The organism is Pontibacter rugosus, assembly GCF_042678745.1.
Taxonomy (GTDB): domain Bacteria; phylum Bacteroidota; class Bacteroidia; order Cytophagales; family Hymenobacteraceae; genus Pontibacter; species Pontibacter rugosus.
In genome coordinates this window covers 1-10,869 of the sequence record NZ_JBHTLD010000174.1, presented here as the reverse complement: position 1 = coordinate 10,869, position 10,869 = coordinate 1, and the positions used below count along the sequence as shown (strand labels likewise).

General features: G+C 44.6%; 13 protein-coding genes and 1 tRNA gene. 7 read left to right on the top strand and 7 right to left on the bottom strand.

Annotation, left to right across the window (positions count from 1 at the left end; all coding sequences use genetic code 11):
- Positions 1-3: 3 nt before the first annotated feature.
- The gene (gene trxA / locus ACFQ2O_RS16295; RefSeq protein ID WP_068838311.1) at positions 4-330 is read left to right on the top strand and encodes a thioredoxin; all 327 of its coding nucleotides are present in this window, start codon (positions 4-6) and stop codon (positions 328-330) included.
- Positions 331-462: 132 nt separating this feature from the next.
- Here trxA and ACFQ2O_RS16290 read toward each other — a convergent pair whose 3' ends face one another.
- The 3 genes from ACFQ2O_RS16290 to ACFQ2O_RS16280 all read right to left on the bottom strand — a co-directional run bounded on the left by ACFQ2O_RS16290 (position 463) and on the right by ACFQ2O_RS16280 (position 3,698).
- A complete protein-coding gene (locus tag ACFQ2O_RS16290) occupies positions 463-1,122 on the bottom strand; it encodes a hypothetical protein (RefSeq protein WP_377530065.1) in 660 nt (219 codons plus the stop codon).
- A gap of 89 nt (positions 1,123-1,211) precedes the next feature.
- Positions 1,212-1,730 carry a DUF421 domain-containing protein gene (locus tag ACFQ2O_RS16285; RefSeq protein ID WP_377530063.1) on the bottom strand — a complete coding sequence of 173 codons (519 nt, stop codon included), beginning with the start codon at positions 1,728-1,730 and terminating at the stop codon, positions 1,212-1,214.
- A 42-nt stretch (positions 1,731-1,772) separates the two neighbouring features.
- Positions 1,773-3,698 (bottom strand): hypothetical protein, encoded by a 1,926-nt coding sequence (locus ACFQ2O_RS16280; RefSeq protein WP_377530060.1) that lies wholly within the window; start codon positions 3,696-3,698, stop codon positions 1,773-1,775.
- 125 nt (positions 3,699-3,823) lie between these two features.
- Between ACFQ2O_RS16280 and ACFQ2O_RS16275 the strand changes: the two genes are divergently transcribed.
- The 4 genes from ACFQ2O_RS16275 to ACFQ2O_RS16260 all read left to right on the top strand — a co-directional run bounded on the left by ACFQ2O_RS16275 (position 3,824) and on the right by ACFQ2O_RS16260 (position 6,616).
- Entirely contained in the window at positions 3,824-4,234 is a 411-nt protein-coding gene (locus tag ACFQ2O_RS16275) for a DUF5329 family protein (RefSeq protein ID WP_377530056.1), read from the top strand.
- A 64-nt stretch (positions 4,235-4,298) separates the two neighbouring features.
- Complete coding sequence (locus ACFQ2O_RS16270) at positions 4,299-4,655, top strand: SpoIIAA family protein (RefSeq protein WP_377530051.1); 357 nt, start codon at positions 4,299-4,301, stop codon at positions 4,653-4,655.
- A gap of 510 nt (positions 4,656-5,165) precedes the next feature.
- Positions 5,166-5,702, top strand: coding sequence for a hypothetical protein (locus ACFQ2O_RS16265; RefSeq protein ID WP_377530048.1), 537 nt, complete (start codon positions 5,166-5,168; stop codon positions 5,700-5,702).
- A 203-nt stretch (positions 5,703-5,905) separates the two neighbouring features.
- The gene (locus ACFQ2O_RS16260) at positions 5,906-6,616 is read left to right on the top strand and encodes an OmpA/MotB family protein (protein ID WP_377530044.1); all 711 of its coding nucleotides are present in this window, start codon (positions 5,906-5,908) and stop codon (positions 6,614-6,616) included.
- An 81-nt stretch (positions 6,617-6,697) separates the two neighbouring features.
- Here the strand turns inward: ACFQ2O_RS16260 and ACFQ2O_RS16255 are convergent, their stop codons facing one another.
- Both ACFQ2O_RS16255 and ACFQ2O_RS16250 read right to left on the bottom strand, forming a co-directional pair.
- On the bottom strand, positions 6,698-7,219 hold the full coding sequence (locus ACFQ2O_RS16255) for a DUF6141 family protein (RefSeq protein ID WP_377530041.1): 522 nt from the start codon (positions 7,217-7,219) through the stop codon (positions 6,698-6,700).
- Positions 7,220-7,487: 268 nt separating this feature from the next.
- Positions 7,488-8,627 (bottom strand): cystathionine gamma-synthase, encoded by a 1,140-nt coding sequence (locus ACFQ2O_RS16250; protein ID WP_377530037.1) that lies wholly within the window; start codon positions 8,625-8,627, stop codon positions 7,488-7,490.
- Positions 8,628-8,861: 234 nt separating this feature from the next.
- On the opposite strand from ACFQ2O_RS16250, the gene ACFQ2O_RS16245 reads away from it, so the two are divergent.
- Entirely contained in the window at positions 8,862-9,590 is a 729-nt protein-coding gene (locus ACFQ2O_RS16245; protein WP_377530033.1) for a TVP38/TMEM64 family protein, read from the top strand.
- 55 nt (positions 9,591-9,645) lie between these two features.
- Positions 9,646-9,719 (top strand) — tRNA-Arg (locus ACFQ2O_RS16240).
- Positions 9,720-9,864: 145 nt separating this feature from the next.
- On the opposite strand, the gene ACFQ2O_RS16235 is transcribed toward ACFQ2O_RS16240, so the two are convergent.
- Positions 9,865-10,395 carry a hypothetical protein gene (locus ACFQ2O_RS16235; RefSeq protein WP_377530031.1) on the bottom strand — a complete coding sequence of 177 codons (531 nt, stop codon included), beginning with the start codon at positions 10,393-10,395 and terminating at the stop codon, positions 9,865-9,867.
- 81 nt (positions 10,396-10,476) lie between these two features.
- The gene (locus tag ACFQ2O_RS16230) at positions 10,477-10,818 is read right to left on the bottom strand and encodes a hypothetical protein (protein ID WP_377530028.1); all 342 of its coding nucleotides are present in this window, start codon (positions 10,816-10,818) and stop codon (positions 10,477-10,479) included.
- Between the last annotated feature and the right edge of the window lie 51 nt (positions 10,819-10,869).

Genomic DNA, 10,869 nt, shown 5'->3' with positions numbered 1-10,869 from the left:
GTTATGGCTAACAAAGCGATAGAAATTACAGATTCAAATTTTGATGAAATCATCAATTCAGATAAACCAGTGTTGGTAGACTTTTGGGCTGAGTGGTGTGGACCATGCCGCATGGTAGGCCCTATTGTAGAAGAACTGGCCGGCGAGTACGAAGGTAAAGCCGTGATCGGTAAAGTAGACGTGGATGCTAACCCACAGACTTCTGCTAAATTTGGTATCCGCAGCATTCCGACGCTACTGGTTTTCAAAAACGGTGAAGTGGTAGACAAGCAGGTTGGTGCCGTTCCGAAAAACATTTTGTCTCAGAAGCTTGATGCTCAGATGGCATAAGCTATAGTATAACATAGTATAATTACATACAAAAACGTCCTCTCTGCTTAAGCAAAGAGGACGTTTTTGTTTTCACTTCAGCACCGATGCTTTCTGCATCGTGCTTTAGCTCTCCTGAAATTTACTGAACAGTTATTTAGCCTCCACTGCTACTTCTAAGCGCACCATCAAACCGTTTCGAAAAGCATTTTTCTTATCAGTGACAGGCACTTTGTTGGTGTCAATCTTATGCCAGGCAGAGTCTTCTGTCATGAAGCGATAAATATAGAAGGGGCAATCGCTGCACTCATTGCTCATGCCTACTAAGGGCCCTGCATCGTTTTTAGAAGGCTTTACCCAACCTACAGCAGCAAATACCCCCTGTGCGGGCAAGTTCAGGCTATATTCTGAAAGATCTACCCAATGCCAATAAGTGTTTTTCTTTGGCTTGATGTGTATGGGCTCAGGCACAAAAAGCGCTCCCGGCATACCCGCTGAATCTGGCAAGTATAAGTATAGCAATAGCTCTTTGGCAGGTTTGGCAAACTCCAGAAAAGAATGCTTGTGGTAGATGTACAGCCCTACTCTATCCACAAACCCTGTCACACCATTAGAGGGAATAAAGTATGCCGTCTGGAAGAAAGGAAAGTCTTTGCTACCGCCAATGCCATAATCTGCCTTGCGTTGCTTTGTTCCAATCAGCACTTTTTCTGTGTTTGGCTTTACGATTACTTCTTTCAGCCCCACAGTGCTTTGTGCATAGCTATACAAGCTAACCAAGAATAATAGCAGTAGTACAGCTCCTCGTTTCATACTACTAAGTTACAGGTCTATCTCCAGAAATTAAAAGAAAAGGTCAACTCGCTGCTTCTTCTTTCATAACGCCGGCCAAGTTCTATACTTCACTCACCCTCTTGCTCTTTGCTGAAAATGCTGATGTCACCGCTGCGCTCCAGGTAGGCTGTAAGGTTGCTGCTGATTTCCGGTGCATGCCCCGCGTTGCGTAAGGCTTCTTTTATATCACTTTCTGTTACGCTGTTTTTGCGCATGGTATGCCACTGTAGTTCCCCTTCTTTTAGCAAAAGTACTGGTTTACCTTTTATTAAATCTCCTATGCCGATGTTTGTACTAAAGGCCAGCATAGCTAAGCCTTTGTGCAGTAAAACAAGTGTAAAGGCTGCTGCGATAGTAGGCCAGAAAGGAGCATTACCTGTAATGGCCCGGCTAAGCACGGAGCCATAAATGATGCCTAGTATGATATCAAAAGCAGTGTTTTTGCCAAATATACGGTGGCTGCCGATACGTATAATAACAAGAGCCGCGAAGAAAATCCCCACAGCTCTTACGGACATCTGCCACCAGGTAAGCGTCTGGTCACGGATGCCGAATATAAGGTTGATGGTTTCTGAGGCTTCTTCCATACACCTCAAAACGGAAGCCGTTGCGGGAGGTTTTAAACTATACTAGCTGGCATCGCCACAGTTGCACAAGTTTTTGTCCAGGCTATAAAGCAGTTCGTATGTATGCTCTACTTCTTCCATCAGCTGTTTCAGGCGGGCATTGTATTCATGCACTTTGCCTAGCCTCGGCTCTGATATTTCTAACTTATTCAGCTTATCCAGCGCTTTAATGGAGTTACCGAACTCAGCGTTCTTTTCGTACATGCGGCTGATGTACTGGTCCAGCACCTGGTTAGTTGTTGCCGAAACAGTTTGCAGGTTATTTTCGATGCACAGCTGGCGTTTCAAGAATTTAAAGACAGTGGTTTCAGCAGCCTGGTTCAAACCCTCTTTGTGCTGCAATGCCTGCTTTAGCTTATAGGTATCGTACCGCTTGTTATAGTCTGTGATGGCTTCTTTTACTTTATCGCGGCAGGTCTGGCATTTACTTGCCGTGCCTTTCTCCAGCAGTACGTTTCGCTGCGGCACTGTTTCGTCGGTAGCCTCTGTTTCACCAAGCAGTTTCACCTCTTTCGAAAACACCTCATTGTACTGCATCTCCTCCAGCTTTTTTATCAGCCTCAGAATAGCCTCTCCCTCTACAGAGGCAGAAAGAAACTCCGCCTTTGGCAGCTCAACCGCATACAGCCTGGTAAGAGCAGCCTCGCGTTTTTCAGGTGTATTCCACTCTTTCGGATCATTCTCCAGGTCGCGTAGCGTTTTCACCAGCAGCTTCCCGTTTTTTAAGTTATGATCTGCTTCTAAGTATAAATCTGCGTTTGCCAATATGGCCTCGTACTCTGGCTTAAAGATATTGATGTAACCGCTGTTATCTTTAAACTCACGCTCACGGGCATCATAGGTACTTTTTAAGCGCTTATACTCCTGAATAATACCGAATAGGTTTTTAGCGTTGATTTCAGGGCTGTTGTTGCGGTAGTTCAAGCGGTACGTGTTCAGGTTTTGCTTCATATCAGCAAACACACGCAAAAACTCCACATACAGCTTCTCCTGCCTGAATGTCTCATCATTAATGAGCTTCTGATCATAGGCTGTCTGGATTTTGATTTTGCGTTTTTCGATCAGATCCAGCGTTACCTCATCGCCAGTGAGCACATCCATTTTGTAAAGCGACTTGTAGTTAGCCACTATCATGTAAGGATAGTCTTTATAACCAGCCATTTCTTCCAACTGGCGGCGGTCTAGCTTATTAGGGTGCTTTTGCAGGTAGTCTGTCAGTTTTATGGTCTTGATATCCACCTTTTTCACATCACTTGGCACAAACACATACACACGCACCGAGTGCAGGCGCGTATCAAAGTCCTGCCCCTCGTACAGGCGGATGGTAGAGCTAAATTTATACTCGCGCCTCGTGGTTCGGGCACTAAGCAAGTTTCCGAACTCCCCTACCAGCGAAAGCACCGCCCCAGTTGGTGAAGTAAGCTTCGAAATGTTCATGAGTTGGTTAGCCACCAAACTGAAAACCTGGTTACTTTCACCATTTGTAATTGCCTTTGCATTGATGATGGCATCAATGTTTGTGTTGCTGGCAAGAGGCATTTTATCTATCAGGCGCACAACCTCCTGGTGGTCGCTTACCTGAGTCTGGTAATCATCTTTATCTGAATCAATGTAAAAGTTGTAGAGCGGGTACACAATGTCATCGTTACCGAAGACTTTCATGTTTTTGAGCTGGGCGGTAATGAGCAGATACTCCAGCACGTTGCCATACTTCTTCTTTGGTTTGCGCGCGCCTGTCTCTAGTTCGTTCAAAACGCGTGTAAAACGGTTTCCATTAAACAGGTAAACATCGGTTGAAAGGTATTGCCATTCATCCGAAAATTGAAAATCATCGTTGTAACTATAGCCCAGGCGGGTTTCAATATTGCGCTGAGCCCATACTACCTGCTGGCACAACAGCAGAAACGCTAGAGCTAAAACTTTTCTCATAAAATACGTTATGTCTTTGGCTTATAGCTGCTACAGCAGCTAATCCGGCTGAGACCACTTAACGATAAAGATGGAACATAAGTGCAGTAAGTTGCTAATAATAACGCTATAATCATAAAAATAATATGAAATCAAAGAAGTGGAGCTATGTGCTGTCGGGAATGCTGCTTTGCGCAGGAATAGCAACCTCAACCCCTGTTAAGGCACAAAATACACCCGCTGCTACTGTTTCAACTACTCCAAAAAAATATTCAGAACAGCAGAAGGTGGAGCATTTGATACAATTCGTTTCCAAGATGGAGGGAGCCACCTTCATCCGCAACAGCAGCAAACACTCTTGCCGCGAGGCAGCAGCGCATTTGGAGTCTAAATGGGAAAAGCACAAGGATGACATACAAACCGCCAGAGACTTTGTGAATGAGCTGGCCTCCAAATCCGGCATGACCGGTGAACCTTACAAAATACAATTTGCTGATGGCACCGTGAAGACATCCAACCAGGTGCTAATGCAGGAGCTACAGCAGTTGGAGCAATAAAAGCCGGTGCTAAACGCTACAAAGGCTATTGACGTAGTTTAAGTATAAAACTTACAATACCACTATGCTACAACTACTTGAAGACTCTAAAGAAGATTTGGTTGCTTTCCGCATATCAGCTACTGTAGACAAGCAGGACTATGATGTAATGCTGCCACTACTGAAAGAACGCATCAAACAACACGGCAAGGTTAAGGTGTATGCCGAAGTACAGGACGTGCAGGAGTATTCGCTGAAGGCGCTACGGGATGAAGTAAAATTTGATCTTCAGCATGCTTCAGACTTCAGCCGGGTGGCTATAGTAGGAGATCAGAAGTGGCTGGAGTGGCTTTCCACCATGGCAAAGCCTTTTACAACTGCCGAGGTAAAGTATTTCGACTTTAGCCAACGTAGCCAAGCCTGGGAATGGATACATGCCTAACTAAGTATCTCCCCTACAAAAGCAAAGGCGGCCATACGTATGGCCGCCTTTGCTTTTGTAGGGGAGCCGCTTTTAAATTGGCAACTTTATAAATCATTCTATGCGCAAAAATCCGCCTGCATAATAACCTAAGCTTGCGCTCTGAAAAAAAAGCCAATAACTTCATCCCTACTCCTTAACCAACCTACTGGCTTCATCACCCTCTCTACCACATGCTCGGATTACTGCACTACAGCACGCACTGTTGGAAGTAAATTTTCAACTTTTTGTCACTTGCCACAGCACCTGTCTGCAAGAGTTACATCCAAAATAATTGTCTTGACAGAACTCTTGCTGGTGCCACCTCTTACCACAACCTAAAAACTTACCTTCAGTGCGCCTTGCTGGTGTTCCTTTTTCCGGTGTCATGTTCTGGAGCATCTTTTTTAGCCCTCTTGCACCCAAAGCTTTTTGGAGTAATCTGAACAAAATTCTCATCTTGCACCCTTACGCTTACAACCAGTTATACTTATGTTTCTTCTCCAGCTCCGGCACTTGCAAACATTTATACTTATTTTTATACTTCCTTTTGCCTTGCAGTTTAGCCTGCAACAGCTATTGGCTGCGTTGCCTATACATACCGGAAGCATCTATACTTTATTGTTTGATGTGTTGCCAGCCTCTGTATATGTGCTGTGGCTATGGGCTGTCGGACTGTGGCTGCACCAAAGGCTACCTGCTCAGGTAAACCCGCTATACTTTCACCTCAGTAACCTGTACTTCATACTGTATACTATACTTTTTGTGTACACACTCTCCGTCATCCGCGACAGCATTATAACTGGTATTTTCCCGTTGGGTATGCTTGCGCTGCTTATGCCACTGCACCTGCTCTCTACGTTTTGCTATCTCTACATTGTGTATTTTGTGGCACGCGCTATGGTTAGCGCAGAGCAACATCAAACGGTAAGCTTTAGTGCTTATGCGGGAACATACTTCCTGTTCCTGCTGCTGCCTGTTGGTATCTGGTGGTTGCAACCACGGCTTAACCGGCTTTACCTTAAATAATTGCAAACGCTGTAAGGCCGATTTGAAAATTCTTTATTTTAAATATATAATCTACACAATACTATCCTAGATACCACCGTTCTGAGACAGAAACAGAAGTACACTATGTGGTTTTACATAGTTTTAGTAACTTGCGATACTACTTCATATCAACTTGCAACCAATTACCTCAATCATTCATCAAACAACAATTAACCACATCCATGAAATCTAATTTCTTTAAAGCATCTCTGGCTCTGGCCCTTGGCTCTACCATGATGGTATCTTGTGTATCTTCTAAGAAGTATGAAGACCTGCAGGCAAGCAAAGAAGCACAGGAGCGTGAGCTGGCTGCTTCTAAAACTAAAGTAGATGAGCTTTCTGCCTCTTTAAAAGACCGCGAACAGAAACTTGCTGAAATGGAGCGCGCCATGAACGAGCAGCAAAAAGTTCTTGATAACCTGAAAAACGAAGTAAATGCTGCTCTGCAAGGCTTCAACCAAGGTGATTTAAGCGTGGCCGTAAAAGATGGTAAAGTTTACGTTTCTATGTCTGACAAGCTTTTGTTTGCTACTGGCAGCACAAAAGTAAACCCAGGTGGCAAAAAAGCGATCGATCAATTGGTGCAGGTGCTTAAGAAAAACCAGCAGGTTGGTGTAATGGTAGAAGGCCACACAGATGACGTTAGCATTGCAAACGGCATGAAATACCTGACTGATAACTGGGACCTAAGCGTACTTCGCGCTACAGAGATTACGCGTATGATGACAGAAAAAGGCTTATCTCCTGATAGAGTAACACCTGCCGGACGCTCTTACTACATGCCGGTTGATACTGGCCGTTCTGCTGAGGCAAAATCGAAGAACCGTCGTACTGAAATCATCCTGACTCCTGACTTTACTGAGATCTACAAGATTCTGGGCATACAGGCTTAGGTTTATCTCAATATAATAGCAAAACCGCCGGTGCCCGCAAGAGCACCGGCGGTTTTGCTTTAGCTGCGCACTGTAAGGGCTTTAGGTGTTTGCTTGTTTCATGCGCTTAGCAGCACCTATCGCCTCAAACAGCTCTTCGGCGCGTTGCGAGCCTATCAGCAGAGGTTTTTTGTTATAGAAGTATAACCGCACCCCTTCGTTGCCTGACATGTTATAGGCTTTGCCATTCAGGCTCCAACGGATACCCCAGCCTCCATAGTCCAGAATTGGGTTGTAGGTTGCCAGCTCATACTCCCTGACAAGGTGCAAGGGTATCTTTACCGGCTTTAGGTGGAAGGGCCAGAACCTGACGCGCAACTCTCCGGGCTGCACCTCTGTAGTCAGCCGCATACTGTAAAAGAAGTACGGCAAGCCTATACCTATCAACACAAAGAAGATGGTTAGTTGCAGACCAGAAACAGGTCGGCTTCCAAAGCTGTTTCTCAGCAGTATCTGGTTTATAAAACCCGCCCAGAAAATAGCCGCCACACCTAGCACAACTGCCCAGAGCCAAAACTGCTTAAACCGTTGTTGCTCGTGGTAAAGTATTATTTTTTTCGACACAATTTTATTAAAGACTAGACATAAGAATCAGGTATCGAGCCATAAGGCCACCCCTGTTATTATAAATACGAATGCGCTAAAGTTTAGCTACTGAACACCTTCTAAGAGCATGTTTAAAATTCATACTTTGCGCTGCAAAAATGAAATTAGAACTTGCTCTAAAGATAAAGTATGGATTAAGAAAAACGCCGCCTGCTTTCTAAGCAGGCGGCGTTTATAAGTGCAAAAGCTTACACTTTGATATGTGTGTCTTGTGTCTTCTGGAAGATTAGCCGATAGCACTCTCCAGGTCAGCAATAAGGTCTTCTGCGTCTTCTACACCTACGCTCAGGCGAATAAGTGTATCGCTCAGGCCTGCCTTCAGGCGGTCTTCGCGCGGAATGCTGGCGTGTGTCATGGTAGCCGGGTGGCCGCACAGTGATTCAACCCCTCCCAAAGACTCGGCCAAGGCAAATAGCTTCAGGTTCTCCAGCAGCTTTGTTGCATCCTCTACTTTATCACCTTTCAGCTCAAAAGATACCATGCCACCAAAATCACGCATCTGCTTTTGGGCTATTGCATGGTTAGGGTGCTCCTCAAAACCAGGCCAGTATACCTTGCTTACTTTTGAGTGGCCTTTAAGATATTCTGCTACTTTACGACCGTTTTGGCAGTGGCGCTCCATGCGTAGGTGCAGCGTTTTCAGGCCGCGCAGCACCAGGAAGCAATCTTGTGGCCCTGGCGTAGCTCCGCATGCGTTTTGAATAAAGGCAAGCTGCTCATGCAGGTCATCGTTATTTACCACAATTGCCCCCATTACCACATCCGAGTGGCCTCCCATATACTTGGTAAGCGAATGCATCACAATATCTGCGCCCATATCGAGTGGCGTTTGCAGGTAAGGTGTGGCAAAGGTATTATCAGCAACCAGCAGCAGGTTGTGTTTCTTGCACAGGTCTCCGTATACTTGTATATCAATGATGTTGAGCAGCGGATTAGTTGGTGTCTCTACCCAAATCATTTTGGTATTCTTATTAATCAGCTTCTCCACATTGCTTACATCCTGCATGTTGGTGAAGTGAAACTTAAGGCCATAGTTTTGGAAAATCTTAGTAAAAATGCGGTAGCTGCCACCATACAAGTCATTGGTGGAGATTACTTCGTCGCCTGGCTTCAGCATTTTAATGATAGCATCCACAGCTGCCATGCCAGAAGAAAAGCAAAGGCCATGTTTGCCATTTTCAAGCGCAGCAAGCGCATTTTGCAAAGCCGTGCGTGTTGGGTTGTGCGTACGGGAATACTCATAGCCTTTGTGGTCGCCGGGCGAACGCTGCACGTAGGTTGATGTCTGGTAGATAGGTGTCATGATAGCACCTGTACTTGGGTCTGGCTCCACGCCAGCATGTATAGCTTTTGTTCCGAATTTCATAAGTGGTCTTTATACTTTAAAGATATATTCTATACCTCTTACGGCTAACTAACTGCCTCTGCTCTACCTAACTGCTAGTAAAAGCAATGCTTGCAAGTTAAAAAAATCCATCTGAAGTATAAAAGGTAATTCGTTAGCCGCCTACTTGACAATAGCAGGCCTTTTAAAGCCGCCAAAATCTTTTGTCCTTTGTCTTTCGTCTAAGTTCTATCGATACCCTTACAAATATCTTACATGAAGTTAACGCTGCTGCGAAGTTTTATAAGTGAGAATGCCTCCTCTTTTGTCTCCATGCTACTGCTGGTGGTGGTGCCTGTTGTGGTTAGCTCGACCATAGCTGTTGTACTTTACAACTACCAGGGGTTTTTGCAAGACCTTTCGGTATGGGAAATGCTGTTATATTTTGCGGTGATTTCCGTTACCATGGCACTTGCCCTCACTCCTACCACCTTTGTAGCCTTAGTGAGCGGCTTTTACCTTGGCTGGAGCGGATTTGCCGGCATTGTGCTATCGTATGGCATTGCCGCCATGATCGGGTATAGCCTGGCACAACTGATTGACCACGGCAAGATGATGAGCTTCTTAAACCGCTTTGACAAGGCACGAGCACTAATGCAAGAACTACGCAGCGAAAGCTGGAGCCTAATCTTCCTGACACGTATTTCACCGGTGCTGCCCTTTGCCCTGATGAACTTTGTGCTCTCGCTGCTACAGATAAACAGACGAAAGTTTTTGCTGGCTAGTATTGTAGGCATGTTGCCCCGCACACTTTTCTTTTACTGGGTAGGGTCCCAGGCTCGGGATGTAATACAGGTTATACAAAATCCTGAGAGCGGAAAAGGAGGGCAAATACTTTTAATTTCATTAATTATCATTTCTATTGGTGGGCTTTACTTCCTCTTCGACAGGGCGTTAAAGCGCGCCTTACGCAAAGCAGCGGCTAAAAATGGAGAAAATTTTTAGACAGTACTTGCGTATAAAGAAAAAAGGCCTTTACTTTGCATCATAATAACGGATCGGTCACGTAGCTCAACTGGATAGAGCATCTGACTACGAATCAGAAGGTTAGGGGTTCGACTCCCTTCGCGACCACAAAAAAGCCTCTTACAGCAATGTGAGAGGCTTTTTTATTTTGCATCACTTCAAAGGTTCAACCCATTCCTAGCTTACACACAGGATTAAAAATTTCCCTCTGATTATGAATTGAAAAGACTTCCTCCTCTTGCTTTATCCAATGTTATACCTCTACATCCAACATTCGCTGCAGTTCTTCTTCTATGCGAGGAGAAAGTATGGTAATGAAAGTTTCGGCAAGAGAGGGGTTATCAAAAGATTTATCGTGCATGAGCGCCACAAGACCTAAACGATTCTCAGCTAGGTCGTTCAGTGAAACACCCATATAACTCTGGATACCAAGTGCAGCAAAGGAGGTATTCTCAGAAAAGATAGCCTGTACGTTCTTTGGGTAAAAGCAGGTACGGTGCAACAGCACATGCTCGCATGGGGTATTATGCAGGCGGTACTGATGTGAAGGAACGGCCTGACCTTGGCAGGCAAACCCTTGTGTTTGCACTTCCTCAAAAGAGTCAGAGGTTACCTTGCCAATCAATACGTATTTGACTTGTAACGATTTACTTATAAATATACAGACATCGTTAAAAAAGTTAACGCCACTGTAATTATTCGCAAAAGAAACGGCGTCGTCTAACAACGAAGCTTCTTCAAGGTTCCAGCTTTTGGGCAAAGCATAAATTGCACGATAGTTCATCTCCGATAAACCATATAGGTCTGTAGCTTATTTTAAACTTACGGTATACTTTATATAAAACAGAACAGCAGCATGCGTAGTTTAGGCTGCTATCTCTTCCTGTAGTGTGCAGCTAAGCCTATAACTTAGCAACTCCTCCAGCACAGTAGTCGGCAAACTGAATTTAATATGGTCTAGCTCCAGCTCCTCCCATGATGTGAAAACCTTCCAAGTTTGAGACGCTACATATATTTCTGTCTCTTTTCTAGAAAGCTCACGTTTAAAGAAGCTACGCAACCTGATATCTTCCTCACGTGTAGGAACCTTTATCGTATCGGAGTCACTATTCAGTACCTCTATTATTTCTGCACATCTTTTGTTACGGGCTGGGAGGTAATAATAACGCACACAGGCAGTTTTTTCTTCAGGGTGAAATGTAGACATGATCGGACAAAATATCAAATTATGTATTGATAATTAGCTATATAACAATAC